Source organism: Hyalangium gracile, assembly GCF_020103725.1.
Classification (GTDB): Bacteria; Myxococcota; Myxococcia; order Myxococcales; family Myxococcaceae; genus Hyalangium; species Hyalangium gracile.
The window spans coordinates 18,736-44,207 of the sequence record NZ_JAHXBG010000040.1 but is presented as its reverse complement, the minus strand read 5'-3'; the positions used below and the strand labels follow the sequence as shown (position 1 = coordinate 44,207).

Here is a 25,472-nt window from a genome sequence, read left to right as displayed (position 1 = left end):
TGAAAAACAGATTCTTATGCGACGCCGGGCGCCGGAATGCAATCCGCAATCGGCGGGAGGGGGTTCGTTGCCGAGGTACGGTGCGACTCATGCCTCGCAAGCCCGCCCGCCTACCCCTCGCCTTCCCTGCCCTGCTGCTCCTGCTCTCCAGCGCCTGGGGGTGCGGAGACGATGACGCACCGAGCAAACCCGGCTTTACGCCGGTCTTCGAGGGGGCGGACTGCTCCTTTCCGCTGCAAGGCGTCCGCTGTGGCTGGGTGGAGGTTCCCGAGCGCCATGCTCAGCCCGAGGGCCAGAGGATCCGCCTTTCCGTCATGCATGTGCTCAGTACGGGCGCGGAGCCGGCTGCTGATCCGCTGCTGATGCTGACGGGGGGAGCCGGCGCCTCGGCCATCGGCGCCTTCCGGGAGCTGATGCTGGGGCCGGCGGGAGCGGCCATCCGGGCCCGGCGGGACATCATCCTGTTCGACCAGCGCGGGGCGGGAGCCTCGACGCCGTCCCTGAAGTGCCCGGAGCTGGGGGCGATGGTGGCGCAGCAGCTCGGCAAGCCCCTGAGCACCGAGCAGCAGCGGGCGCTGACGGCGCAGGCGCTCCAGCAGTGCCACGATCGGTGGGTGGCCGCGGGAGTGGAGCTGTCGGCGTACAACAGCGTCGAGAGCGCCTCGGACGTGGCCGCCGTGATGAAGGCGCTCGGGTTCGGCACCTACAACATCTACGCGCTCTCGTACGGGACGTACCTGACGCAGCACGTGCTGAGGGACCACCCGGAGGGGATCCGCGGCGTCACGCTGGACAGCACCGGGCCGCTGGAGCGGAACATCCTCGCGAGCGCGCCGAAGAGCGGTGACCGGGCCCTGCGCTTGCTGTTCTCCACCTGTGCCGCGGACCCGGCCTGCGCCCAGGCCTACCCGGGCCTGGAGGCGACCACGCTGCAGCTGATGCAGACGCTGGCGGTCACTCCGGCGACCATCCAGGCCACGCACCCCACCACGGGACAGCCGATCACCTGGGCGCTCACGCAGGAGGAGCTGATCGGTGGGCTGTTGAACTCGTTCAGCGCCTCGTCGATCCCGATCCTGCCCCTGCTCATCAGCTCGATGACGAAGGGGGACTTCACGCCGCTGAACGGCCTCCTGCCCACGTGGGCGCAGCGGGATGATTCATTCGCGGACCTTCGGGAGTACACCTTCCGGTGCACGGAGGCGGCGGGCTTCTCCGTGGACGAGGTGGGGCAGCAGGGGCTCTACCCTCCTGTCGCGGCGTTCTTCACCCAGGTGCTGGAGGACATCCGGGACACATGCGCGGCCTGGGCCCTGGAGCCCGTGGACGAGTCGGCCCTGGAGCCGGTGAGGCGGGACACGCCGGCCCTGGTGATGTCGGGGCAGTTCGACATCACGACGCCGCCCGAGCTGGGGATGCAGGTGCACCAGAACCTGGCGAATAGCTTCTTCATCGAGTTTCCCGCCACGGGCCACGTGGTGCTGGGGCCCTGCGCGCTGGGTCTGCTGGGAGCCTTCCTGGAGGATCCAGCGGCGAAGCCGGATGACGCCTGTGTCCGGGCGCTCGAGCTCACGTTCGTGACGCCGTAGCCGTTTGCGGACCTTCATTCAAGACTATGGTGCTCCGCCTCCATCAGTAGAGAGGGGACTCCCCCCGTCAGCCCAGAGGCTCACCCCGCCATCTTCTTCTCCTTGGGGCACGGAGTGTGACGGTTTGTTCCAGATGGAATCGTAGGCAGGAGTCACCCCGGGTCTGGAGGGAACCCTCCGGGGGCCAGCATCCACTGCTTCCAAGCTTGCGTTCCCCTCGGGTTGACCATCCAGCACACGCCGAAGGATGCGACCATCGATGCTGATCGCGTACTTCGCACCTGAGTCCAGAGCGAGATACGAGGCGCCACAATACGCCTCATTCTCGTAGATGTAGACAAAGATGATGTTCCCTTGACGAGTGACCCGATAGGACTGTGCTTCGGGCCTATCGGGACAGGACGCCTTGGCGCTGTAAGGCAGGAAATCATTGACGGCGATCATGACGGCGCGAAGCATCACTCCATCCACGTCATACAATTCGCCTTCGACCCCTACCACTCCAGCAGGCCGGTCAAAGAAATGGGGAAACACGATCGTCTTGTCATCCTCCACCGGCACCACGGGAGGAGAAGGAGGCCGGACACAGCCCGTGAGAATAATAACGAGCGCCAGTGGGACGACTCTCAATTGGCGACTCATTATTCCGCCCGATAGATCGTGCCATTCAACTTGTAGGTCGTTTGATCGATCCAAGTGATGAGCCCCATGTCTTCCCGAAACCACTCCCCTTGGGTCTTGGTGAACTTGATCAACTCGCGGCTCTCCGGTGTGTACTGAAAGAAGCCATCACATCTGGCGTTCTCTCCGCCCGAGTTCGAGAAGAATGCCACCATGGACAGAGGAACCTTTCCGTCCCTCGTGTCCACGACCCACTCATGAGTCTTGGCGAACGCAATGATTTGCTTCAGGTCGGAAAAGGAAAGCGGCCCGCCAAATGGGTGGTTGTGAAGAGCAAAGATGTACTTGATGCTCCAAGCGGGGAAGCGTGGGTCATCCACGAAGGCAGGCAGCCTGCATGTCTTCCTAGGCGTCAGGACTTCATCACCGTCCGACTGGTTCGTCAGCATGCTCATGTGGTACTTCTCATCCGGGGCGTAATAGAGCCAGGCGCAATATTCATCCGCGACTCGCAGAGCCAGCACAGGGTCTGGGATGTCGACGACGCTTGCGTGTGGCTTTGAGAGGATCAAGTCACAAGCCCTGTCCACCGCATCCATGAAGGTGTCGTACGGGCCGAAATCCCCCAAAGGAGGAAGACTCTCCAGGAAGCCTTCATTGGGCTTGGGGAGGACATCCTTGATGGGAGCAGGAGTGCACGCCACTCCCATCATCAGCGCAACAGCGACGTTTCTAGAACTCCATTGCGGGAGCAAGAATCAACCCCGGCTGAGGGCCCGGGTCATCCGGGTGTGGAGCTCCAGCAGCTTCTGCTCGTGCTTCATGAGGAGCGCGATGGGCTCCTCGCCGTAGCGCCGGGCGAAGGTGTCGGTCCGCTCCAGCCGGACCAGCTCGTCGCGAATCCGGCCGCGCAGCTCGTCCGCCTCGGGACCACGGGATTCGATCTGCTTGAGCTTGTCCCGGAGCTTGCTCACGGCCCAGCGCTGGCCGCAGAAGGCTCGAAGGAGCGCACTGCCCTGCTCCACGAACTTGGAGTCCTCCAGTCCTGCCGCCTTCATCGCCTCCGAGTGGGCGCGAGCGAGCACCTCGGTGCCCGGCGAGGCCTCGGCGATGGCCAGGAAGGCGTCCTGGTAGCGGATGAGCGAGGTGAGCTCCTGCTCGGTCAGGGGATGCGCGGCGAGCCGCAGGGTCCTGTCGTCGGCGGCCTGGACGCCCGGGTCCGCGGAGCCGTTGGTGAGATCGAAGATGGAAGGCATGGGTGTCTCCTTCAGGCGGGAACGAGCTGGTCGGCGATGCGGGCGAGATCGTTGACGGAGTTGACCACCACGGACTGGTGGCAGTGCTTCTCGTAGGTGAGCATCTCGCTGTCGCCGATGCCCCAGTTGCCACGGTCCTCGGGGCAGATCCACAGCACACGCTTCGCCTTGCGCTGGAGGTCCTTCAGCGCCCAGGCGTTGTTCGGGTTGTAGTTGTTGCGGCCGTCTCCAATGATCATGACCGTGGTGCGCCGCGTGATGCTGCCCAGGTGGTCGCGGACGAACTCGGCCAGCGCCCGGCCGTAGTTGGAGTTGGCGCTGAGGGACACGGCCTTGCCGGCGGTGGCCAGATCGATGGCCTGGTCCACGTCCAGGTCCTTGAAGTACGGGGTCACCTCGCCCACGTCCGAGACGAAGACGAAGGAGCGCACGCGCACGAACAGCTCCTGCAGCGTGTACGTGAAGAGGAGCATCATCCGAGCCGCGTTGCGGACCGAGTCCGAGACATCGCAGAGGACGACGACCTCGGGGCGCTCGGGGCGGCGGGTGCGGAACTGGGGCACCATGGGCACCCCACCCCACGGGAGGTTGCGGCGCAGGGTGCGGCGGACGTGGAGGGCTCCGCGCCGGTGGGAGCGCTGCTTGCGGATGAGCCGGCTCTTGAGCTTCTCGGCCAGGGTGCGCACGGCGGCCTGCATCTGATCCACCTCGGCCTGGGTGAGCAGGTGCAGCGGCTTCTCGGTGACGGAATCCGTGCGGCGGCGGATGCGAGCCTCTGCCTGGCGCTTCACCTCCTGGCGGGCGGCGTCCTCGATCTTGCGCATCGCGTCCGCGACGTACCGGGAGACGATCTCGATGCCATCGGGAGACAGCCCTCGAGCGGCCAGCTCCGCCTCCAGGGACTTCAGGTCCGAGCGAGCCCGCTCCATGCCGGCGCCCGCGAGCAGCCGGCGGGCGAAGAACCCGGCCTGGAGGCCAGTCTCCATCCGGGACAGATCGAGCTGGAGCATGGCGGACCGGAAGATCTGCGCCAGCCGGGCCCGGTCTCCGTCCACGATGGCCTTGGCCAGCGGCGACATCTCGGGGAAGAGCAGGTTCATCTGGTACAGCACCATCTTGAGCTCGTCGCCCTGGAGGTAGCCCTCCTCCTCGATCTGCTTCGCGAGCGACTTGTCGAGGGCCTCGAACGTGCTGGCCGCACCCGAGAAGTAGAAGTCGAACGCGCGGTTGAACACGTCCACGTCCAGCTCGCGCTTGACGAGGGTGGTGCGCAGGACGGACCGGAAGACGGTGCGCTCCTTCAGACCCACCTCCGAGGCGGCGCGCAGGGCGTCCTGCACTTCGGACGTGCTCACGCGAACGCCGTTCTGGCGGAGTACCTCGGCGAACTCGACGATGCGGGCGTCCACGGGGTCTCCTTCAGCGCTCGAACGACATCACGGCTTCCACGTGATGGGTCTGCGGGAACATGTCCACCACCTGGAGCGCCAGGGGCATGTACCCCTCCTCCACCAGCCCCGCCGCATCCCGAGCGAGCGAGGCCGGGTCGCATGCCACATAAACGACTCTCTTCACTCCCAGTGATGATACCTGGAGTGCGAGTCCGGGAGCCCCCGCTCGGGGTGGGTCGGCCAGGCAGAGGTCGAACCGCTTCCCCTCTCCGAGGAGCCCCTGGCACACCTTGCGGGCATCGCCCTGGATGAAGCGGACATTGGCCACCCCGCCCTCCCGGGCGCTGCGCTGGGCCAACTCCACCCCCACGGGGGAGGACTCCACGCCCAGAACGGAGCCCGCGGTGGCGGCCAGCGGGAAGGTGAAGTTGCCGTTGCCCGAGTACAGCTCCAGCACGGAGTCCGTCTCACGGGGGGCCAGCTCATAGAGGGCGGCGGTGACGAGACCCACGTTGGCCTCGGCATGAGCCTGGGCGAAGGAGTCCGGGCGCAGGAACAGGGGCACCTCGGGGCGCAGCGGGGACAGCGACCGCAGCGCGGGTTTGCCGAGGACGCGAGGCGAACCCTCCTTCGGTACCAGCACGGCCCCCTCGAGCCGCAGCGTCCGCACCGCAGCCTCGGTGGCCTCGACATGCCGGGCCGTCACGGGCCCCGTCAGCATGACGGCAAAGGCGGCCTTGCCTCCCTCGGCCAGCAGGTGGACCTCCTCGGCGTCCTTGGAGAGCGGCTTGAGCAGCGGCGAGAGCTTTCCGGGGAGCGTGGCGAGCACGGGGGTGAGCGCGCCACACTCGGACACTGGCACCTTCTCGTGGCTCCGCCGACCAAAGTAGGCCAGCGAGCCCTTGGCGAAGTGCAGCACCGCCCGTCGACGGTACCCGAAGTCCCTAGGCGCTACGAGCAGCGGCCGGACGGTGAACCGATCCCTCGGCAGGCGGCCCAGGTGCTCCAGGGTGGAGAGGACGATCTCCTGCTTCGCGGCACGCTGGGCGGGCTCGGCCAGCTCCAGCCAGTCACAGCCGCCGCACTCGAGGCTGAGGGTGCATGGCGAGGGGCGTCGATCCTTGCTGGGGGTCACCACCTGCCGCAGCAGTCCTCGGAGCACCTTGCCCTGCTGCTCCAGGCTGACGCTGACGACATCCCCCGGGAACGCCCCTGGAACGAAGACGGTGCGCCCCTGCCAGGAGGCCACGCCCTCGCCCAGCTGCCCGAGGCGTTCGATGTTCAGTTCGATGGGGTTCTCAGGGAGCGGAAGCATGAAAGGTTCGGAGGGGGTGGCCAGCCGCGAAGGAAACTAACAAGCTCCCGCCAGGAAAGCGTGGAGACAGCGACGGGGCGTGTCCCGTCCAGGCCTGGCTCCATATTCGGGAGGGGCTTTCATGCACCGGTCTTCACGTCCATCGCGGCTCGTGCCGCTCCTGCTCGCGGCAGGCTGCATGCTCGGGCTTCCAGCAGGCTGCGGAGGAGATCCCGCTTCCGAGATCTCGGGCAGCGGAGCCTCGTACCCCGAGGCCGACGGGCTCTTTCACCAGGATGCCCGGTGGCTCGGAGCTGACGGGGCCTACTCGATCGATCTCGGCGCCGAGCGCACCCTCTGGCTCTTTGGCGACACGTTCGTCGCGAAGACGCCCGCGAACGTCCGTAACCAGTCGGAGATGGTGCGCAACACCGTGGCCGTGCAGACCGGCAGGGATCCGCGCACCGCGACGATGACTTCCCACTGGCGGATGGACGCGGAGAACACCCCGGCGTCGTACTTTGGCGAGATCGGTGACACGTGGCACTGGCCAGGCCACGGGGTGCTCCTGCCGAATGGCCATCTCGTCGTGTTCCTGTCCGTGCTCGAGAGGAAGTCAGGCGGCCTGGGCTTCGATCATGCCGGGTGGCGCGTCGCGTTCATCACGAACCCCAGCGGCTCGCCAGACACATGGGACGTCCAGCTGGAGACGCCGGCGCGGACACCCTTCGACGCGGTCCCAGGGGCGGCGGTCGTGCTGAACGAGGGGTTCGTCGTCGCGGTCGCGCCACGCACGTCGAGGGATCATGACGCGTACCTCGTGCGCTGGCCCGTGGAGGCCTTCGAGAACGGCGAGCTCAGGGGAGCCCAATGGTGGGTGGGCGAGCAGCGGGGCTGGGTCTCCGAGGAGGCTCTCGACGACGAGCCGAGCGTGGTCATCCCGGAGGCCGGAACCGAGTGCTCGGTCCACTGGGACGCCCGCCTGGAACGCTGGATCCACGTGACGAGCCAGGGGTTCGGAGCAACGAAGATCGCCGTGCGAACGGCGAAGCGGCTCGAAGGACCGTGGACGGAGGCGGAGGCACTGTTCACTCCGCCCGAGTCAAAGGAGCGCGACGATCCGTTCGTCTATGCCGCGAAGGCGCACCCTCAACTCACTTCCGATGAGGAGGGGGCGCTGCTCGTCACGTACGCGACGAACAGCTTCGAGTTCAAGGATCTCTTCGAGCCACAGGGAGCGGACCTCTACTGGCCGCGTTTCGTGCGCCTCAGGCTCGAGCCCAAGGCCGAGCCGTAGCTCAAGGGAGTTCTTCCACCAGCAGCAGATTCTGGCCCCGGTTCCACCCGAAGTAGTTGGAACCACAAGTCGTGCCATCCCAGGTGTGTCTCGTCGAGGACCAGATAGCGAAGGTATGAGGGCTAGCTGTCAGTCCCTTCACCAAGCATACCTGATTGGTGGGGTGGTGGTGATCGTGAGCGCTGCTCCCAACGTTGTGCGCGTACTGGCCAGTGGTGCACCATGTGGGCTGTCCATCGACATACAGCTGAAAGTATCCCCAGCGGCCATTGCAATTGCCTGTCGCGCGGAATGTGTCCGAATAGGTCACACGTATCGTCTTCCCGATAGCACTGACCGTGTGCTGCACCTGGCGTGTGCCTACACCAGCCCAGTCTCCGCTGAGTTCGCCACTCGCGGAACGCCCGTTCGTGTAGGCGAGGTTCTGATTGGCGATCTCTTCGATCAGCAGCAGTGGATAAGAGCGCTCCCATCCCAGATAGGCTTGCGCACTGGTGCTGCTGGAGCGGATCCAGACATCAAAGGAGTGGGTTCCTGCGGGAACTCCTGGCAACACACAGGTCATGACGAAGGGATGATGAAAATTCCCACTGGTGCCTTGGGCATCATACTGTCCCGTGAAGCAGGATGTATCGCTGCCATCCATCCGGATCATGATGGTGCCTGCCTGCCCGTTGGAGTCGATCCGGAACGTATCCGCGAGCGTCACCTTGAGCAGTGTGCTCGCCGCCTGCTTCGTATAGCTGACGGTTCGTCCCGCAGCTTTCTGGAACGTCGTGCTCGTCGTCCCCGAGGGCCCACCCGCCATGGAGAACCCATACTTTGCGGTTGCGGGTATCTCCTCTACCAGCAGAAGCGGTTGCGACGAGGCTGAACCAACATTCGCCGTGCCTGCTGCCGAATATACCCAGGTCTCGAATTCATAAAGGCCTGGGGGCAACACATCCGTGAGGCACACCGTCGCGAAGGGGAAGTAGAAGCTATTGGCCCAACCGCTTGCATTCGAGATGTACTGCTGCTGCAGGCAATCGGGCGAAACATAGCCCCCGTTCATCCTGACCCTGTAGTAGGCATAGCCGCCATTCACGCCCGCGCCCGCTGCCAGGTTATCGGAGATGGTGATCTTGATCCTTGAAGAGGCGCTGGTCTTGACGATCCTCGCCTTCCGACCGGAGTTGAACCACAGAGAGGCAGGCACCTCCCCAGAATTGTCGGTTGGCGCGGAAGCGGCCCAACCTGTTGCGAAGACAGACAGGGTCGAGCAGACATACCGGGTCTGGGTGATTTCATTCGCCTCCAGGGTGCCATTGCGATTGATGTCCAATCCACTGAGCACCGCAGTGCCGCCCTGGGCGCAGTTGGCACCTGCGGGTTCCGGGTCCAACCGCACCAGCGCCTGGGCTCCCGGACTCCCCGCGGCTCCGTTGCAGATGTACGCGTTACTCGTCACCTCTCCCGCCTCCAGCGTGCCGTTGCCACTGGTGTCGAGCCCGCTCTGCACTCTCGTTCCTCCCTGGGCGCAATTGCTGCCCACGGGTTCGGGGACCGTCCGCACCAGAGCCTGCGCGCCCGTTGAATTGCCCGGTGCTCCATTGCAGATGTAGGAGGTACTCGTCACCTCGCCGGAGTCGAGCGTGCCGTTGCCGTTGCCGTCCAGCCCACTGCTCACCCGTGTGCCACCCTGGGCGCAGTTGGCACCGGCCTGTTCGGGGTCCAGTCTCACCAGCGCTCGCGAGGTCTCTCCACCAGTGGAGCCGTTGCATACATACGCCGTGCTCGTCACCTCGCCGTCATCCAGGTTCCTGTTGTTGTTGGTGTCGAGCCCGGATTTGACTCGAATGCCCCCATTCACGCAGTGAGGGCCTGGGGGTTCCTGTTCGGACCGCATCAGCGAATTCAGCCCGCTTTGACCATCACTCCCATCCGCTCCAGTCGAACCACACGCGACGAGCAGCATGCCCAGCATGCTCGCGCAGAACCGCACTCCTACTGTCATGGCTGAAAGCCCTCCCTGGACGCTCGCGCGTCCCCTGGGCCCCGAGCGGAGTTGCTCGAAAGGCCCGCACGCACCGAAGCGTCAGTACCCGCTCAAGGTACGCGGCGAGGGGAAGGAACCTCTGTACCGCTCAGGGAGTAAGAACGACGGGAGCCCGAGGGGCTCAGCCCCGCTCTTCCGGCGGGAGCGCCTTGCGCAGCCGCTCCACGAAGTCCTCGAGCCGGATGCGCTTGTCCTCATCCACGCCCACGAACTCGAAAGAGCGCCGTGCGAACGACAAAGTGGCTCGTAGGCCCGTGGAACCAAGGCGGAGGCCCGCTTCTGGAGCAGCGCTGCGAAGTCCCTATGACAGCTCGTTGAGCTTCTCGATCTCGCCCTCGGCAATCTCCCGATAGAGCGGCACAACCTCGATGGCGAGTACGTCGTGCATCTGCTGCCGTGCTCCCTTGAGATCCCCGGCATCCTGGAGTGCATACATTCGCACAAGCGCATCGTTGATTCGGTTCGAGCCCTCGCGGATCCGTTTCCGAATCTCCAGCAGAAGGGCGGTGGCACTCTCGGTCGTGGCGAGGGCTGCTTCCGCTTCGGCACTTCTGATCGCCACAGTGGGAGCGGCAGAGAGCAGGAGATCGCGCATCCTCGCGGAGAGTTCCAGGGTCTCGCCGTGGTTGATCCGGTCTTCGAGTCCCCACAGATGATCCCAGAGCGCATCCAGCTCCGCATCCTGGAATGTCATGACGTCACCTCGCGCGGGGGCGGGGTCTACACATGGACGTAGGCCATTCTCGTTGCCCTTCGCAACGCCGCAGACAGTCGTCGCATTTGCCCGTCCAACCCTTGTCCTTGCACGCATAATAGGACTTGATGCATCGCTGCTTCCACTCTGGAAGGTCGGCAATGCTGGTCCAGTCTTCCGCCTGCTCTACCTCGGTTACGTCTGCGTCCGCTGCTTCCTTCGCCTCGGGATGCGCAGTCGTGTACAGCACCTCCAAGGTCCTGAGGATCTTCGCCGCTTCCAGCGGGTCAGCTCCGCAACTCTGCACCGGGGTGAGGGGATGGTTCTGGATACAGCAACTCATCGTGCTCCAGCAGGTCCCAGCAGCTTGGGCCACGGAGGTCGGCGGATTCGGGGCGCTCGTGGGGAGCAAGTTCGCGTCAGCCACGGAGAGCGGCGCGAGAGCACGAACAGTCGTCACGTGGGCTCCCGTGGAACAGCCCCCCATCAGACCCGCGAGGATGACCGGCAACCAGAGAGTCAGGACCCGATGCGGCGATTTCATCAATTCCACGATAGGGCGGTGAAGGACGACTGGAAGACCGACTCGTCGGGAGCCCCGAGGGGCTCAGCCCCGCTCGTCCGGCGGGAGCGCCTTGCGCAGCCGCTCCACGAAGTCCTCGAGCCGGATGCGCTTGTCCTCATCCACGCCCACGAACTCGATCGCCATGCCCGGCACCTGGTTCGGCGCCGAGTGCGTCTCGTTGATGCGCGTGACGCGCCCCGTCAAATCGAACGGAAACTCCGTCCCCGGCAGCGAGACGATGAGCTTCACGTGCGTGCCCACCGGCAGGGGCTTCTGCGTGTTGATGAAGAGCCCCCCGCGGGAGATGTTCACCGCCCAGTCCGTGACGAAGCCGGACACCGTCCGGTACGCCACGGGCAGCTCGTACTCGAGCCGGGGGGCGGTTCGCGGCCCAGGGCTGGGCTTCTGAGGGGGTTCGGCCATGAGCGCTCCGCTGCGAGAGGTGGGAATGCTCGCAGCGGACTGGCGGACCGTCAACCCTTCAGACCTTCATCTCCCGCACGTCCGGGGCCACCTTCAGCTTCGGCTCCGTGATGCGCTGCACCTGCTCCACTGTCACTCCGGGTGCAAGCTCGCGCAGGACGAGCCCCTCGGGCGTCACGTCCAGGAACGCGTGGTCCGTGACGATGTGGTGCACGCACTTGAGGCCCGTGATCGGCAGCGCGCACTTCTTCAGGATCTTCGGCTGCCCTTCCTTGTTGGCGTGCTCCATGGCCACGTAGATGCGCTTGGCACCCACCGCCAGGTCCATCGCCCCGCCCGGGCCCTTCATCATCTTCCCGGGAATGGTCCAGTTGGCCAGGTCGCCCTGCTCGCTCACCTCCATGGCTCCCAGCACCGCCATGTCGATGTGGCCGCCGCGGATCATCCCAAACGACAGCGCCGAGTCGAAGAACGCCGAGCCCTTCAGCGCCGTCACCGTCTCCTTGCCGGCGTTGATGAGATCCGGATCCTCCTGCCCCTCCACCGGCCAGGGCCCGATGCCCAGTAGCCCGTTCTCCGACTGGAGGATGATGTCGATCCCCGGCGGAACGTAGTTGGCCACCAGGGTGGGCATGCCGATACCCAGGTTCACGTAGAAGCCGTCCTTCAGCTCCTGGGCGATGCGCTGCGCGATCTGCTCACGGGTCAATGGCATGGGAGTCCTCAGGCCTGCTTGCGGACGGTGCGCCGCTCGATCCACTTCTTGAGGTTCTTCGCCTGGACGATGCGGTGCACGAAGATGCTCGGCACGTGGACGAGGTCGCCGTCGATCTCCCCCGGCTCCACGATGTGCTCGGCCTCGACGATCGTCACCTTCGCCGCCATGCACATCATCGGCGAGAAGTTCCGCGCCGTCTTGCGGAACACCAGGTTGCCCCACCGGTCCGCCTTCCACGCGTGGATGATGGCGAAGTCCGCCTTGAGCGGCGTCTCCAGCACGTGCAGGCGCCCGTCGATCATCCGCGTCTCCTTGCCCTCGGTGAGCTGCGTGCCCGCACCGGTGGGGGTGAAGAAGCCGCCAATGCCGCAGCCGCCCGCGCGGATGCGCTCGGCCAGCGTGCCCTGCGGGTTGAGCTCCACCTGCAGCTCGCCCGAGAAGATCTGCCGCTCGAACTCCTTGTTCTCTCCCACGTAGCTGGACACCATCTTCTTCACCTGCTTGTTGGCCAGCAGGATCCCCAGCCCCAGCTCGGTGGTGCCGCAGTTGTTGGAGATGATCGTGAGGTTCTTCACGTTCTTGCGGTGAAGCGCCTCGATCAGGTTCTCCGGGTTGCCGCACAGCCCGAAGCCGCCGCTCATCAGCGTGCAGCCGTCCGGGATGTCGGCGACCGCCTCGTCCGCGCTCGCGTAGACCTTGTTCATCCGCCCTCCACTACATGGAAAAGGGGCGAGGGAACCGCTCTCCCCCACCCCTGCGCTCCCCACTCAGGACAGGACGCTCAGCGCTCCACCATCAGCGCGATGCCCTCGCCGCCGCCGATGCACAGCGACGCCACGCCCCGCTTCTTGTCCTGGTCCTTCATGGTGTGCAGCAGCGTCACCAGCACGCGCGCGCCCGAGGCGCCGATCGGGTGCCCCAGCACCACCGCGCCGCCGCGCACGTTCACCTTGGACGGGTCCAGCTTGAGGATGCGGTTGTTGGCGATGGACACCACCGCGAACGCCTCGTTGATCTCCCAGAGATCCACCGCCTCCGTCTTCAGGCCCTTCTTCTCCAGCAGCTTGTTGATGGCGTCCGCCGGGGCGATGGTGAACTCCACCGGCTTGCGCGCCGCCTGGGCATAACCAGTAATCCGGCCCAGGATGGTGCGGCCCTCCGCCTTGGCGCGCTCCTCGCTCATGAGCACCAGCGCCGCGGCGCCGTCGTTGATGGACGAGGCGTTGGCCGCCGTCACCGTGCCGTCCTTCTTGAACACCGGCTTCAGGCCCTGGATCTTCTCCGGCTTCGCGTTCCGGGGGCCCTCGTCCTCGGCGACGATGATGGTGTCCTCCGGCTTCTTGCCGGGGATGGGCACCGGGACGATCTCCGCGGTGAACAGGCCCTCCTTCTGGGCCCGGATGGCGCGGTGCGTGGACTCGAGCGCGTACTCATCCTGCTGCGAGCGGCTCACGCTCTGCGAGGTGGCGCACTCCTCGGCGCAGATGCCCATGTGGACGTTGTCGTAGGGATCCCACAGGCCGTCGAGGATCATCGCGTCCTTGAACTCGACGTTGCCCATGCGGGCGCCGCCGCGCATGGAGTGGCTCACGTAGGGCGCGTTGGACATGGACTCCATGCCGCCCACCACCACCACGTCAGCGTCGCCCAGCGCGATGGCCTGCGCGCCGGCGATGACGGCCTTCAGGCCCGAGCCGCACACCTTGTTCACGGTGGTGGCCGGCACGGCGTCCGGGACGCCCGCGGCCCGCATGGCCTGCCGCGCCGGGGCCTGGCCCACGCCGGCCTGCAGCACGCAGCCCATGATGACCTCCTGCACCGCCTCCGGCTTCACGCCCGCCCGCTCCAGCGCCGCCTTGATGGCGATGGCGCCGAGCTGGGGCGCGGTGAGCTTGGACAGAGAGCCCTGGAAGGCCCCGATGGGAGTACGGGCCGCGCCCACGATGACGACTTCACGAGCCATGAAAACTGCCTCCTTGGAGACCGGGGATACGAACAGGTGAGCCCTTATCACCACCCCTTCCGTAGGGGTCAAGCGTGTCTGGCTCCCCCCCGCCCCAGCCCCCCGGAGGCATGAGTTCTGCGGTGGGATCCCAACACTTGGGCTGACAATGGATAACACCCTGCCCACCCCCCGGCATGCCCACATGGGCACACCGCGCGCCCCGTGCGCTCACTTCCGGGCGGGCTCGAAGAGGGCCAGGTGGCCGCCCGTGGGGTCCCCGATCACCGCGATGCGCCCCACCCCCGGCACCGCGATGAGCGGCGCGGGGATCTGCCCGCCCAGCTCGCCCACCCGATCGCAGGTGGGCATGAGCTTCTCCACCATGACGTGGGGGAGCCAGGCCGGGGTGAACTCCTTGTTCTCCTGGATGTCGGCCACCTGGCCGCGCGCGCTGTCGTCCGTGGTGAACACCGGGGCGGTGCCGCCCAGGCCCTTGATCGTCGTCCACCCGAAGAGCTTCCCGTAGAAGGCCTTGGCCCCGGCCAGGTCCGGCGTGCCCAGCGTCTCCCAGCAGAACTCGCCGGGCTTCGCTGGCTCCACCGGCGGATCTCCCCTCGAGTCCCGGTACGCGACGATCACCGCCCCCGAGGCGTCCTGCACCGCCACGAAGCGCCCGATGTCGGGGATGTCCGTCGGCGTCTTCGCCAGCCGGCCGCCCAGCTCCGTCGCGAGCCGCGCCGTGGCGTCCACATCCGGCACCGACACGTAGCTCAGCCAGAAGGACGGCGCGCGCTGGCCCGCCTGGAACTGCATGAGCCCGCCGATCTGCTTCCCGCCGGCGTTGATGAGCGTGTAGCTGCTCCCGGACAGGTGGGGAGCGTCCTCGAACGTCCAGCCGAAGAGCGCGCCATAGAACGCGCGGGCCTTCGCCGCGTCCGTGGTCATCAGCTCGCGCCACACCACCCTGCCATGCGTGTATCCGTTCGTGCTCATCTGCCCTCCGCTTGAATGCGAACGGCCGGGCCCCCCGAAGGGAACCCGGCCGCCGAGACATGCCTCCCTCAGGAGGAACGAGCCTACTTCTTCAGCTTGCTCGCCATCACGTCGCCGAGGCGCGCCTTGCTGCCCTCGGCCTGCTTGCGGAGGTACTCGCGGTAGTCATCCGAGCCCTCGCCGATGAGCGCCTTGATCGACAGCGCCACCTTCCGGTCCTGGGTGTTGATGTCGATGATCTTCACATCGACCTCCTGGGCCTCCTGCACGACGTCGCGCGGGTTCTCCACGCGCTCCTCGCGCAGCTCGGACACGTGCACCAGACCCTCGATGCCCGGCTCGATCTCCACGAACGCGCCGAAGTCGGTGACCTTGGTGACCTTGCCCTTCACGCGGCTGCCCACCGGGGTGCGCTCGGACAGCGTCTCCCAGGGATCCGGCGTGAGCTGCTTGATGCCCAGGCTGAAGCGCTCGTTCTCGACGTCGATGTTGAGCACCACCGCCTCGACCTCGTCGCCCTTCTTGTAGAGCTCGCCCGGGTGCTTGATGCGCTGGGTCCAGGAGATGTCGGACACGTGCACCAGGCCGTCCACGCCCTCCTCGACGCCGACGAAGATGCCGAAGTCGGTGACGTTGCGGATCTGGCCCTTGATGACGGAGCCGATCGGGTACTTGTCCTCCAGCAGCGTCCAGGGGTTCTGCTCGATCTGCTTCATGCCGAGCGCGATGCGCTTGGCCTTCGGATCGATGTCCAGGACGACGGCCTCCACCTCCTGGCCGACCTCCAGGATCTTGGACGGGTGCTTGAGGCGCTTGGTCCAGGACATCTCGGACACGTGCACCAGACCCTCGACGCCCTGCTCGATCTCGATGAAGGCGCCGTAGTCCGTGATGGAGACGACCTTGCCGCGCACGCGGGTGCCGACCGGGTACTTCTCGTCGGCGCGGTGCCACGGATCCTCCTGGATCTGCTTGAGGCCCAGGCTGACGCGCTCCTGCGTCGGGTCGAACTTGAGGACGACGACGCGGACCTCGTCACCCACATTGAACATCTCGCTGGGGTGACCGATGCGGCCCCAGGACATGTCGGTGATGTGGAGCAGGCCGTCGATGCCGCCCAGGTCGATGAAGGCGCCGTAGTCGGTGAGGTTCTTGACCACGCCCTTGAGGACCGCACCCTCCTTGAGGTTCTTGAGGGTCTCCTTCTTCATCTCCTCGCGCTGCTTCTCCAGCAGCACGCGGCGGCTCAGCACGATGTTGCCGCGCTTCTTGTTGAACTTGATGACCTTGAACTCGAACTCCTTCGAGATGTACTGGTCCAAGTTCCGAACGGGGCGGATGTCCACCTGGGAGCCGGGCAGGAACGCCTTCACGCCGATATCGACGGAGAGGCCACCCTTCACGCGGCCCACGATGGTGCCCTTGACGATCTCGTCGCGCTCGCAGGCGGCGCTGATCTCGTCCCAGATGCGCATCTTGTCGGCCTTCTCCTTGGAGAGGACGACCATGCCGGTGTCGTTCTCGCGGCTCTCCAGGAGCACTTCCACGGCGTCACCGGCCTTGACGGTGAGCTCGCCGCGCGGGCTGGTGAACTCGGCGATCGGAACCTGGCCCTCGGACTTGTAGCCGATGTCGACGATTGCGAAGTCCTTCGTCACCTGAACGACGGTGCCCTTGACGATCTCACCCTCCTTGAGGATGCCGTCACCACCGCGCTCCTTGAGCGACGCCTCGAACATCGCGGCAAAATCCTCGTCGCCTGCCTCCGGTCCGATCTGCTGGTTCACATTCTGCTGCATGAATTGAAAGTCCTTGGATAACGGTACAGCTGCCCCTGTTCGTCACGAGAGCCGTCCGCGGGGCGCGACGGAAGCCTCGTGTGTCCCCACCTTGGGGACGCTGAAGCCGCGCACCCTAGACACCGGTTATTCCGGCAGTCAAGCGAGCACGCGGTTCATGTGCTGAAAGGCCGATAGGGCACGCCCGAAGCCAGGCTGGCTCCCGAGGTGCCCGAGGGCCACTCCTCGTCGGGTCGGACGCACTTCCCGGCCCGTACCAAGGGGTCTCCTCCTGTTTATGAACGCCTGCCCCCGGGCGCAACATCTCCGGGGGAATGAACCGGACAGGTGGGATGCTCACCCGCCCGCCCGGGAGGCGTGAGGGCGGCTAGAACCACCACTCGGAGCGCACGCCCAGGTAGTGGCCGAAGGTGCGCGGGCCGAACTGGTTGAAGTAGGTGGTGCGGCCGGCCAGCGGGCCGGAGGTGTAGGCCTCGCGAGCCCCCTCGCTGTAGTACGCCAGGGTGTAGATGAAGCGCAGGTGCGGGCGCGCCCACGCCGAGCGCTCGCCCGAGGGCACCAGCGTGGGGGCGATGGAGAACTTGGCCTGCCAGGGCAGCGGCGGCGTCTCGGCGTCCTCGGGCAGGCCGAAGGTGACGGCCTGGAACGAGGCCTCGTTGATGAGGTGGAAGCGGTCGGTGAAGTACACGAAGCTGCGCACGCCGGTGGCGAAGTTCGCGGACCAGTCGGTGGACTCGCCGCTGGCGCCCGCGCTGCGCTGGAAGAGCGCGTAGGCGTTGAGGGTGAGCATCGGGTTCACGTTGTAGAGGAAGTGATCGACGAACTCGAGGCCCAGCGCGCCGCCGTACTTGCCGTCCTCGTCGGGCCGGCCCTGGGTGTCCCAGGTGGAAGAGGCGCCGAAGGCGCCGTTGGCGATGCCGCCGCCCACGCGCGCCGACAGCTCGTTGAAGCTGCCGTTGCCCAGATCGAGGCGGCCCTTGACGCCCGCCACGTAGCCGATGTCGGACGGCTGGAGCGCCTCGCCGCCGATGTTGGCGCGGTTGGCCGGCAGCAGGTGGAACTCACCCAGGAAGTGCACCGAGTGCTTCTCCATCACCGGCAGCACGTACTGGCCGACGAGCACCGTGCGCTGGCGCGCGACGGTCCGGTTCGAGTCGTCCACGGTGGTGGAGTACTGCCCGCCGCCCGTCTTCAGCAGCACGGCGACATCCAGCGCCTTGTACTTGAGTCCAAAGCCCTGCGAGTTGAGCTGGTTGAAGAAGAAGTAGTCCGCGATGTGCACGTCGCTGCCGCGGTAGAAGCGCTGGCCCACCCAGAGCTTCAGATCCGGCAGCAGGTTGCCCGTCTCCAGGTACGCCTGGAACAGCTCGATGCGCAGCTGGTTGGTGAAGTTGTTGGCGAAGGCGCCGATGAACGAGCCGTTGTTGGAGAACATCGACGGCGTGATCACGAACTGGAACCACGGCTTGGTGGGATCCTCCGCCGAGGGCTTGACGATGTTCAGCTTGAGCGTGGGCTCGAGGTAGTCACCCTCCTCGAGACGGCCGCCGAGCGCGTTGCCCAGCAGGTTGAGGTACTGGCCGTGCACGTAGCGGCCATTCTGCGGATTCCAGGCCACGCCAACGCGGCCGTACATACCGAATTCGAACGGCCCGGCCTCGAGACCTGCCAGCGCCGTGGAGGGGACCGCGAACAGCGCCAGCACAGCAATGCATGACGAGACACACGACCGCATTCTTCGAGCAAATCGCACGATGCAGCTCCCAGGTGAACAGGATGTGATGTGAGAAGTTCTCCGAGGAGAGGAGGCTCCCCTCGGTAGGGCCCCGACCGAGCCGCGCCCCTCATACGGTCTGATAGTTGTTAGAATCAAGCCTCCTGATCTGAGGGAAAACGTGCTACGGATGCGCCGCCCACGCGCGAGTGGCGGACGCCCGCGAGGTTGACTGGTTGCGTCATGCCGCATGGCTCGTGGGGACGCGTCCCAAGCACGGGACGCCTCCAGGGAGGAGACACGCAATGAAGAAGGTACTGGCAGGTCTCGCGGCCGCGGCGACGTTCATCGCTCCGAGCCTCGCGCTGGCTGAGAAGCTCGTCATCGCATGCGGCTCCGTGGGTCAGGAGGCGGATGTCTGCAAGCAGGGCGCGGAGGCCTGGGCGAAGAAGACCGGGAACACCGTGGAGCTGATGAGCGTGCCGCAGGACGCTGGGCAGCAGCTGGCGCAGTTCCAGCAACTGCTGGCGGCGGGCTCGGCGGACGTGGATGTGATCCGTATCGACGTGGTGTGGCCGGGTTTGATGGCCAACAATTTCATCGATCTGAAGCCTTACTTCGGCGACGACGTGCTCAAGGAGCACTTCCAGCCCATCGTGAAGAACAACACGGTGAACGGCAAGCTGATCGCCATCCCCTGGTTCACCGACGCGGGCCTGCTCTACTACCGCCAGGATCTGCTGGAGAAGCACGGCCAGAAGCCGCCCACCACGTGGCAGGAGCTGGCGCAGTCGGCCAAGGTGGTGCTGGAGGCCGAGAAGAAGGCGGGCGACAGCAAGCTGGTGGGCTTCGTCTTCCAGGGCAAGGCGTACGAGGGCCTGACGTGCAACGCGCTGGAGTGGATCGACTCGTTCAACGGCGGGACGATCGTGGACTCCACGGGCAAGGTGACGGTGAACAACCCGAAGGCGGTCGAGGCGGTCGACTTCTTCGCGGGGCTGGTGGGCAACGTGGTGCCCAAGGGCGTGCTGAACTACCAGGAGGAGGAGGCGCGCAATGCCTTCCAGGCGGGCAACGCGGTGTTCATGCGCAACTGGCCGTACGCCTGGGCGCTGGTGAATGGCAAGGACAGCCCGGTGGCCGGCAAGGTGGGCGTGATGGCGCTGCCCAAGGGCGGCGCGGACGGCAAGGCCACCGGTACGCTGGGCGGCTGGCAGCTGGGGGTGTCGAAGTTCTCCAAGAACCAGAAGCTGGCGGCGGACCTGGTGAAGTACCTGACGAGCCCCGAGGAGCAGAAGCGCCGCGCGCTGGTGGCCTCGTTCAACCCCACCATCATGAGCCTCTACAAGGACGCGGAGCTGCTCAAGGCCAACCCCTTCATGGGCAAGCTCTACGAGACGTTCGTGAACGCGGTGCCGCGTCCGACGATCACCGGCACCAAGTACAACCAGGTGAGCACGGAGTTCCGCAACGCCGTGTACTCCACGCTCACGGGCAAGGGGAAGGCGGCCGACAACCTGAAGAAGGTCGAGGGCAAGCTCAACAACCTGGGCAAGGGCGGTAAGTGGTGAGGGAGGCCTGAATGACCAGCCCCACGACTCCGATTGCCGCCAGTGCGGTCACGGGTGCTCCCGAGCCCCCTCCTTCCGCGCTGATTCGCCAGCGCACCCGCGCGGCCTGGATCTTCCTGACGCCCACGCTCATCGCGATGGCGTTGGTGGCGGGCTGGCCCCTGGCTCGCACCTTCTGGTTCGCGTTCACGGACGCGAACCTGACGGACCTGGGGGCCTCGCAGTTCGTGGGGCTGGAGAGCCTCAAGTACGTGCTGGAGGATCCGGACTGGTGGACCACGGTGTGGACCACCTTCCGGTTCGCCTTCGTCTCCGTGTTCCTGGAGACGCTGCTGGGGCTGATCATCGCCCTGTCGCTCAACGCCCACTTCCGCGGCCGGGCGGTGCTCCGCGCCGCGGTGCTGGTGCCGTGGGCCATTCCCACCGTCGTGTCCGCCAGGATGTGGGCGTGGATGTTCAATGACATCTACGGCGTCATCAACGCCATCTTCCTGAAGCTGGGCCTCATCAACGAGGCGCTGGCGTGGACGGCGGAGCCGGGGCTGTCGTTCGTGGCGGTGGTCGCCGTGGACGTCTGGAAGACGACGCCCTTCATGGCGCTGCTCATCCTGGCGGCGCTGCAGATGCTGCCAGGCGACATCTACGAGGCGGCGAAGATCGACGGGGCGGGGCCCATCCGCTCCTTCTTCCAGGTGACGCTGCCGCTGCTGCGGGGGCCGCTGATGGTGGCCATCATCTTCCGCATGCTGGACGCGCTGCGCGTGTTCGACGTGTTCTTCGTCCTGACGGGCGGGAGCACGGACACCATGCCCATGGCCGGCTACGCGCGCCAGCGCATGTTCGAGTACCAGGAGATCGGGGTGGGCTCGGCCTCCGCGTCACTGCTGTTCGCGATCATCGCCTTGTTCACCGCCGTCTACATGGTGGTGGGCCGGGTGAAGCTGACGGGAGACTAGACCATGCGCTGGATCAAGAAGATCGCGTTCTGGCTGCTGCTGGCGGTCATCACCGTCTACACGCTGTTCCCGTTCTACTGGGCGATCGTCTCGTCGCTGAAGACGGGCAGCTCGCTGTTCGAGGTGGACCCGTGGCCCAAGGAGGCCGCGTGGAGCAACTACTCGGCCGTCTTCACGGCGCAGCCCTTCGGGCAGAACATCCTCAACTCGGTCATCGTCGCCACGGCGGTGGTGGTGCTGTCGCTGCTGCTGGGGCTGACGGCGTCCTTCGCGCTGGCGCGCATCGAGTTCCGCGGCCGCAGCCTGCTGCTGCTGATGGTGCTCGGCGTGTCCATGTTCCCGCAGATCGCCGTGCTGTCGGGCATGTTCGAGCTGGTGCGGTGGCTGGGCTTCTACAACAAGCTGCCGGCGCTCATCGTCTCCAACCTGATCCTCACCCTGCCCTTCACCGTCTGGGTGTTGACGACGTTCATGCGCGAGCTGCCCAAGGAGCTGGAGGAGGCGGCCATCGTGGACGGGGCCACGCCGGCGACGATCGTCTTCCGCGTGTTCCTGCCGCTGCTGGGGCCCGCCATGGCGACGACGGGCCTGCTGGCCTTCATCTCCGCGTGGAACGAGTTCCTCTTCGCGCTCACGTTCACCCAGTCCGACAGCGTGCGGACGGTGCCGGTGGCCATCGCCCTGTTCAGCGGTGGCAGTGCGTTCGAGACGCCCTGGGGCCTCATCATGGCCGCCTCGGTGATCGTCACCGTGCCGCTGGTGGTGCTGGTGCTGATCTTCCAGCGGAAGATCGTCTCGGGCCTCACCGCTGGCGCGGTGAAGGGCTGAGCGGACGGGCTAGCTGAAGAGCTTGAACGTCTCGCGGGCGATGACCATCCGCTGCACCTCGCTGGTGCCCTCGTAGATGGTCTGGACCCGCGCGTCGCGGAAGTAGCGCTCCACGGGGAACTCGTCGATGTAGCCGTAGCCTCCGTGGAGCTGCACCGCCTTGTCACACACGCGGTTGGACATCTCGCTGGCGTACAGCTTCGCCATGGAGGCCTCGCGGGTGAAGGGCTTGCCCGTCTCCTTCAGGGAGGCCGCCCGCAGCGTCAGCAGCTCCGCCGCCGCGAGCTGCACCTTCATGTCCGCCATCATGAAGCGCGGCCCCTGGAACTCGGCGACAGGCTGCTGGAAGGCCTTGCGGTCCTTCGTGTAGCGCACCGAGGCCTCCAGCGCCGCCCGCGCCACGCCACACGCCTGCGAGGCGATGCCGATGCGCCCGCCGTCCAGCGCCGTCATGGCCAGCTTGAACCCCTCCCCTTCCTTGCCCAGGAGGTGGTCGGCCGGAACGACGCAGTCCTCGAAGGTGAGGCTCACCGTGTTCGAGGAGCGCAGGCCCATCTTGTCCTCGTGCTTGCCGATGATGAGGCCCTGGGTGCCGCCCTCGACGATGAAGCAGGACAGGCCCTTGTTGCCCGCCTGGGACGTGCGCGCCCACACCACCATCACCCCCGCGTGCGCGCCCGAGGTGATCCACTGCTTGCTGCCGTTGAGCACCCAGGTGTCGCCCTTGCGCACCGCCGTGGTGCGCATGGCGCCCGGATCCGAGCCCGCGTGCGGCTCGGACAGCGCGAACGAGCCCACCACCGCCTCGCCGGAGGTCAGCTTCGTGACGAACCGCTCCCGCTGGGCCTCCGTGCCGAAGGTGTGGATCAGCTCCGCGCACATGTTCGTCACGGACATGGCCACCGAGGTGGAGGCGCACGCCGCGGCGATCTCCATCATCGCCAGCGCGTAGGCCACCACGCCCGCCTCGGCCCCGCCGTAGCGCGCCGGGAGGTTCACCCCCATCAGCCCCAGCTCCGCCAGCTCCTTGAAGAGCGCGGTGGGGAACGTCTCCTGGCGATCGAGGGTGCGCGCCTGCGGGGCGACCCGCTCCCTGGCGAACTTGCGCGCGGTGTCGCGGATGAGCGTCTGGGTCTCGGTGAGCTCGAGGTTCACGGGCGGCGTCCTACTCGATGGCCTTGAGGTTGAACGGGTACTCGATGGGGTGATCCTTGCCATCCGGCGGCTTGGGGAAGCTCATCGCCGTCAGCACCGCCACCACGCAGTCATGCAGCCCCTCGTCCTTCAGCGTGGTGCCCTTCTTCATCACCCGCGCGTCTCGCACCAGGCCCTGGTCGGTGATGACGAAGGACGTCATCAGCTTGCCCTCCACCTTCTTCGACCTGGTGGCCATGGTGTCCTCGTAGCACTCCTGGATCTTCCCCTTGTGGTGGAGGATCACCTGCTGCACGGAGTCCGGGGTGAAGGGCAGCCGGCTCACGTCCAGCTCCGCCGGGGCCTGCTTCCCTCCCGCCGGAGCCTTGGAGGACTTCCCGGCCGGCACGCCCTGCGCGAGCGCCACCGTGGAGGCCAGGAACATCATCGCGACGAAGGTCCGCTTCATGCCTACTCCTTCAGCACGTTGGCCGAGATGACGATGCGCTGGATCTCGCTCGTCCCCTCGTAGATCTCGGTGATGCGCGCGTCGCGCACGTGGCGCTCGGCGTCCATCTCCTTGCTGTAGCCCATGCCGCCGTGGATCTGCAGGGCCTTGTTGGCCACGCGGCTGGCCATCTCGCTGGCGAACAGCTTCGCCATGGCGCTCTCCATGGAGTGGCGCACGCCCTTGTCCTTGAGCAGGGCCGCCTGGTGCACCAGCAGCCGGGCCGCGTCGATCTCCGTGGCCATGTCCGCCAGCATGAACTGGATGGCCTGGTGGTCGCGGATGGGCTTGCCGAACGTCTTGCGCTCGCCCGAGTAGCGCACCGCCTCCTCGAAGGCCGCCCGGGCGATGCCCAGCGCCTGCGCCGCGATGCCGATGCGCCCGCCATCCAGGGTGCTCATGGCGACCTTGAAGCCGTCACCCTCCTTGCCCAGGATGTTCCTGGCCGGCACGCGCATGTCCTCGAAGAACATGGAGCACGAGTGCGCCGCGCTGATGCCCATCTTCTTGTCCGGCTCGGCGCGGATGAAGCCCGGGGTGTTGGTGGGCACCAGGAAGGCGGTGATGCCCTTGTTGCCCGCCTCCTTGTTCGTCATCGTGAACAGGACGATGGCGTCCGCCTTGGGGCCGTTGGTGATCCAGTTCTTCGAGCCGTTGATGACGAACTCGTCACCCCGGCGCACGGCCACCGTCTTCTGCGCCGCCGCGTCGCTGCCGGCCTCGGGCTCGGTGAGGCCGAAGCAGCCCAGCTTCTCGCCGCGGGCGAAGGGGGTGAGGAACTCCTTCTTCTGCTCCTCGGTGCCGAACTTCATCACCGGATCGCAGTAGAGCGAGTTGTTCACGCTCATGATGACGCCGGTGGAGGCGCAGCCGCGGCTGATCTCCTCCATGGCGATGGCGTAGCAGACATTGTCCAGCCCGGCGCCGCCGTACTGCTCGGGCACCGCCACGCCCAGCAGCGAGAGCTCCGCGAGCTTCTGCACCGCCTCGGTGGGCCACGCGTGGGTCTCATCCCACTTGCGGGCGTTGGGGATGAGCTCCTTGGCGGCGAACTCTCGGCATACCCGCTGGATGTCGCGCTGGATGTCGGTCAGCTCGAAGTTCATGGCACTCCTGGGGGAAGGTGGCCGTCTCCATAGTATGTAGCGCGGCTCGGGGGAATACCGACCCACGGTCGGAGCCCCCCGAGTCCGGGTTGACGCGCCCATTAGAGACCGACCGGTAGAGACCGACCGGTCGGAAGGTCCGAGGGCTCCGGTCAGGCGCTCACCTGCCCGTGAAGGCAGCGGGGCGCTTCTCGAGGAAGGCCTTCATGCCCTCGCGCTGGTCCTCCGAGCCGAAGAGGGCCGCGAAGCCCTGGCGCTCCAGCTCGTTGGCGGCGCGCAGGTCCTGGTCCGCGCCGAACTCGATGATGCGCTTGGCCTGCGAGATGGCGAGCGGGCCGTTCTTGAGCATCTTCTCGGCCACGGCGCGGCAGTGCTCCAGCAGCTTGTCGGCGGGCAGCACGTCCAGCACCAGGCCGTACTCCTTGGCCTGGGCCGCCGTCACGTGGGCACCGGTGAAGATGAACTCCTTGGCGCGCATCTTCCCCACCAGGCGGGTGAGGCGCTGCGTGCCGCCGAAGCCCGGGATGATGCCCAGGGACACCTCGGGCAGGCCCAGCTTCGCCTTCTCCGAGGCGTAGATGAGGTCGCACGCCAGGGCCAGCTCGCAGCCGCCGCCCAGGGCGAAGCCGTTGACGGCCGCGATCGTCGGAATCGGCAGGGACTCGAGCATGCCCAGGACGCGGTGGCCCTGCGCGGCGAACTCGCGCGCCTGTCCCGCGGTGATGCCGGACATCTCCGCGATGTCCGCGCCGGCCACGAAGGCCTTCTCCCCTCCTCCGGTGAGGATGAGCACGCGCGTCTCCGAGAGGGACTGGAGCGCGGACTCGATCTCCTGGAGCGTCTTGCTGTTGAGGGCGTTGAGCGCCTTGGGCCGGTCGATCGTCAGCGTCGTGATGACGCCCTGGGTCTCCAGCCGGATGTTCTCGTAGGCCATGGCCATGTGAGGTCCTCGGGGGTGTGAGGGCGGAAACGGGAGCTTCCGTCCGGGGGTACATACCACTCCCGGCACGCGCACCAAGGACCGATCGCGGG

General features: G+C 66.4%; 22 protein-coding genes. 5 read left to right on the top strand and 17 right to left on the bottom strand.

The genetic code is table 11. The features are described 5' to 3' along the window. Window positions 1-314: 314 nt before the first annotated feature. Window positions 315-1,589, top strand: coding sequence for an alpha/beta fold hydrolase (locus KY572_RS44225; RefSeq protein WP_224249818.1), 1,275 nt, complete (start codon window positions 315-317; stop codon window positions 1,587-1,589). Between the two features lie 641 nt (window positions 1,590-2,230). Here the strand turns inward: KY572_RS44225 and KY572_RS44220 are convergent. Genes KY572_RS44220 through KY572_RS44205 form a run of 4 tightly spaced genes read right to left on the bottom strand, consistent with a single transcriptional unit; the run spans window position 2,231 to window position 6,172 of the window. Continuing rightward, window positions 2,231-2,923, bottom strand: coding sequence for a hypothetical protein (locus tag KY572_RS44220; protein WP_224249817.1), 693 nt, complete (start codon window positions 2,921-2,923; stop codon window positions 2,231-2,233). Between the two features lie 45 nt (window positions 2,924-2,968). Further along, window positions 2,969-3,466 carry a hypothetical protein gene (locus tag KY572_RS44215; protein ID WP_224249816.1) on the bottom strand — a complete coding sequence of 166 codons (498 nt, stop codon included), beginning with the start codon at window positions 3,464-3,466 and terminating at the stop codon, window positions 2,969-2,971. A gap of 11 nt (window positions 3,467-3,477) precedes the next feature. Then, window positions 3,478-4,875 (bottom strand): vWA domain-containing protein, encoded by a 1,398-nt coding sequence (locus tag KY572_RS44210; protein WP_224249815.1) that lies wholly within the window; start codon window positions 4,873-4,875, stop codon window positions 3,478-3,480. 10 nt (window positions 4,876-4,885) lie between these two features. Beyond that, the gene (locus KY572_RS44205; RefSeq protein ID WP_224249814.1) at window positions 4,886-6,172 is read right to left on the bottom strand and encodes a class I SAM-dependent RNA methyltransferase; all 1,287 of its coding nucleotides are present in this window, start codon (window positions 6,170-6,172) and stop codon (window positions 4,886-4,888) included. A gap of 121 nt (window positions 6,173-6,293) precedes the next feature. On the opposite strand from KY572_RS44205, the gene KY572_RS44200 reads away from it, so the two are divergent. Continuing rightward, entirely contained in the window at window positions 6,294-7,448 is a 1,155-nt protein-coding gene (locus tag KY572_RS44200) for a DUF4185 domain-containing protein (RefSeq protein ID WP_224249813.1), read from the top strand. Window position 7,449: 1 nt separating this feature from the next. Here KY572_RS44200 and KY572_RS44195 read toward each other — a convergent pair whose 3' ends face one another. From KY572_RS44195 to KY572_RS44155, 9 genes are all read right to left on the bottom strand, one after another. Beyond that, window positions 7,450-9,405: a DUF7151 family protein gene (locus tag KY572_RS44195; protein ID WP_224249812.1), complete on the bottom strand. Its 1,956-nt coding sequence runs from the start codon at window positions 9,403-9,405 to the stop codon at window positions 7,450-7,452. A 382-nt stretch (window positions 9,406-9,787) separates the two neighbouring features. Then, a complete protein-coding gene (locus tag KY572_RS44190) occupies window positions 9,788-10,180 on the bottom strand; it encodes a DUF2379 family protein (protein ID WP_224249811.1) in 393 nt (130 codons plus the stop codon). 607 nt (window positions 10,181-10,787) lie between these two features. Beyond that, window positions 10,788-11,168: a TIGR02266 family protein gene (locus KY572_RS44185; protein WP_224249810.1), complete on the bottom strand. Its 381-nt coding sequence runs from the start codon at window positions 11,166-11,168 to the stop codon at window positions 10,788-10,790. A gap of 58 nt (window positions 11,169-11,226) precedes the next feature. Then, window positions 11,227-11,883: a CoA transferase subunit B gene (locus tag KY572_RS44180; protein ID WP_224249809.1), complete on the bottom strand. Its 657-nt coding sequence runs from the start codon at window positions 11,881-11,883 to the stop codon at window positions 11,227-11,229. An 8-nt stretch (window positions 11,884-11,891) separates the two neighbouring features. Further along, window positions 11,892-12,590, bottom strand: a complete 699-nt coding sequence (locus KY572_RS44175) for a CoA transferase subunit A (RefSeq protein ID WP_224249808.1) — start codon at window positions 12,588-12,590, stop codon at window positions 11,892-11,894. 77 nt (window positions 12,591-12,667) lie between these two features. After that, window positions 12,668-13,849 (bottom strand): thiolase family protein, encoded by a 1,182-nt coding sequence (locus KY572_RS44170; RefSeq protein ID WP_224249807.1) that lies wholly within the window; start codon window positions 13,847-13,849, stop codon window positions 12,668-12,670. Between the two features lie 210 nt (window positions 13,850-14,059). Then, on the bottom strand, window positions 14,060-14,824 hold the full coding sequence (locus KY572_RS44165; protein WP_224249806.1) for a VOC family protein: 765 nt from the start codon (window positions 14,822-14,824) through the stop codon (window positions 14,060-14,062). Between the two features lie 83 nt (window positions 14,825-14,907). Further along, a complete protein-coding gene (locus KY572_RS44160) occupies window positions 14,908-16,623 on the bottom strand; it encodes a 30S ribosomal protein S1 (protein WP_224249805.1) in 1,716 nt (571 codons plus the stop codon). 367 nt (window positions 16,624-16,990) lie between these two features. Beyond that, entirely contained in the window at window positions 16,991-18,259 is a 1,269-nt protein-coding gene (locus tag KY572_RS44155) for a carbohydrate porin (protein WP_224249804.1), read from the bottom strand. A 383-nt stretch (window positions 18,260-18,642) separates the two neighbouring features. Between KY572_RS44155 and KY572_RS44150 the strand changes: the two genes are divergently transcribed. From KY572_RS44150 to KY572_RS44140, 3 genes are read left to right on the top strand one after another with little or no spacing between them, the layout of a single operon-like run. Further along, window positions 18,643-19,908 carry an ABC transporter substrate-binding protein gene (locus KY572_RS44150; RefSeq protein WP_224249803.1) on the top strand — a complete coding sequence of 422 codons (1,266 nt, stop codon included), beginning with the start codon at window positions 18,643-18,645 and terminating at the stop codon, window positions 19,906-19,908. Window positions 19,909-19,919: 11 nt separating this feature from the next. Beyond that, entirely contained in the window at window positions 19,920-20,864 is a 945-nt protein-coding gene (locus tag KY572_RS44145) for a carbohydrate ABC transporter permease (protein WP_224249802.1), read from the top strand. A 3-nt stretch (window positions 20,865-20,867) separates the two neighbouring features. Further along, window positions 20,868-21,692, top strand: coding sequence for a carbohydrate ABC transporter permease (locus tag KY572_RS44140; protein ID WP_224249801.1), 825 nt, complete (start codon window positions 20,868-20,870; stop codon window positions 21,690-21,692). A gap of 9 nt (window positions 21,693-21,701) precedes the next feature. Here KY572_RS44140 and KY572_RS44135 read toward each other — a convergent pair whose 3' ends face one another. From KY572_RS44135 to KY572_RS44120, 4 genes are all read right to left on the bottom strand, one after another. Next, a complete protein-coding gene (locus tag KY572_RS44135; RefSeq protein ID WP_224249800.1) occupies window positions 21,702-22,847 on the bottom strand; it encodes an acyl-CoA dehydrogenase family protein in 1,146 nt (381 codons plus the stop codon). A gap of 10 nt (window positions 22,848-22,857) precedes the next feature. Beyond that, window positions 22,858-23,295, bottom strand: a complete 438-nt coding sequence (locus KY572_RS44130; RefSeq protein ID WP_224249799.1) for an AgmX/PglI C-terminal domain-containing protein — start codon at window positions 23,293-23,295, stop codon at window positions 22,858-22,860. 2 nt (window positions 23,296-23,297) lie between these two features. Continuing rightward, window positions 23,298-24,440, bottom strand: a complete 1,143-nt coding sequence (locus KY572_RS44125; protein WP_224249798.1) for an acyl-CoA dehydrogenase — start codon at window positions 24,438-24,440, stop codon at window positions 23,298-23,300. A 160-nt stretch (window positions 24,441-24,600) separates the two neighbouring features. Continuing rightward, window positions 24,601-25,374 (bottom strand): enoyl-CoA hydratase/isomerase family protein, encoded by a 774-nt coding sequence (locus KY572_RS44120; protein ID WP_224249860.1) that lies wholly within the window; start codon window positions 25,372-25,374, stop codon window positions 24,601-24,603. Between the last annotated feature and the right edge of the window lie 98 nt (window positions 25,375-25,472).

Excerpts from the sequence above, each read along its gene's own strand:
- KY572_RS44225 (WP_224249818.1), top strand. The coding sequence starts at position 315 with ATGCATGTGCTCAGTACGGGCGCGGAGCCGGCTGCTGATCCGCTGCTG.
- KY572_RS44220 (WP_224249817.1), bottom strand. The coding sequence starts at position 2,923 with ATGATGGGAGTGGCGTGCACTCCTGCTCCCATCAAGGATGTCCTCCCC.
- KY572_RS44215 (WP_224249816.1), bottom strand. The coding sequence starts at position 3,466 with ATGCCTTCCATCTTCGATCTCACCAACGGCTCCGCGGACCCGGGCGTC.
- KY572_RS44205 (WP_224249814.1), bottom strand. The coding sequence starts at position 6,172 with ATGCTTCCGCTCCCTGAGAACCCCATCGAACTGAACATCGAACGCCTC.
- KY572_RS44200 (WP_224249813.1), top strand. The coding sequence starts at position 6,294 with ATGCACCGGTCTTCACGTCCATCGCGGCTCGTGCCGCTCCTGCTCGCG.
- KY572_RS44195 (WP_224249812.1), bottom strand. The coding sequence starts at position 9,405 with ATGCTGCTCGTCGCGTGTGGTTCGACTGGAGCGGATGGGAGTGATGGT.
- KY572_RS44190 (WP_224249811.1), bottom strand. The coding sequence starts at position 10,180 with ATGACATTCCAGGATGCGGAGCTGGATGCGCTCTGGGATCATCTGTGG.
- KY572_RS44185 (WP_224249810.1), bottom strand. The coding sequence starts at position 11,168 with ATGGCCGAACCCCCTCAGAAGCCCAGCCCTGGGCCGCGAACCGCCCCC.
- KY572_RS44180 (WP_224249809.1), bottom strand. The coding sequence starts at position 11,883 with ATGCCATTGACCCGTGAGCAGATCGCGCAGCGCATCGCCCAGGAGCTG.
- KY572_RS44175 (WP_224249808.1), bottom strand. The coding sequence starts at position 12,590 with ATGAACAAGGTCTACGCGAGCGCGGACGAGGCGGTCGCCGACATCCCG.
- KY572_RS44170 (WP_224249807.1), bottom strand. The coding sequence starts at position 13,849 with ATGGCTCGTGAAGTCGTCATCGTGGGCGCGGCCCGTACTCCCATCGGG.
- KY572_RS44165 (WP_224249806.1), bottom strand. The coding sequence starts at position 14,824 with ATGAGCACGAACGGATACACGCATGGCAGGGTGGTGTGGCGCGAGCTG.
- KY572_RS44160 (WP_224249805.1), bottom strand. The coding sequence starts at position 16,623 with ATGCAGCAGAATGTGAACCAGCAGATCGGACCGGAGGCAGGCGACGAG.
- KY572_RS44155 (WP_224249804.1), bottom strand. The coding sequence starts at position 18,259 with ATGTACGGCCGCGTTGGCGTGGCCTGGAATCCGCAGAATGGCCGCTAC.
- KY572_RS44150 (WP_224249803.1), top strand. The coding sequence starts at position 18,643 with ATGAAGAAGGTACTGGCAGGTCTCGCGGCCGCGGCGACGTTCATCGCT.
- KY572_RS44145 (WP_224249802.1), top strand. The coding sequence starts at position 19,920 with ATGACCAGCCCCACGACTCCGATTGCCGCCAGTGCGGTCACGGGTGCT.
- KY572_RS44140 (WP_224249801.1), top strand. The coding sequence starts at position 20,868 with ATGCGCTGGATCAAGAAGATCGCGTTCTGGCTGCTGCTGGCGGTCATC.
- KY572_RS44130 (WP_224249799.1), bottom strand. The coding sequence starts at position 23,295 with ATGAAGCGGACCTTCGTCGCGATGATGTTCCTGGCCTCCACGGTGGCG.
- KY572_RS44125 (WP_224249798.1), bottom strand. The coding sequence starts at position 24,440 with ATGAACTTCGAGCTGACCGACATCCAGCGCGACATCCAGCGGGTATGC.
- KY572_RS44120 (WP_224249860.1), bottom strand. The coding sequence starts at position 25,374 with ATGGCCTACGAGAACATCCGGCTGGAGACCCAGGGCGTCATCACGACG.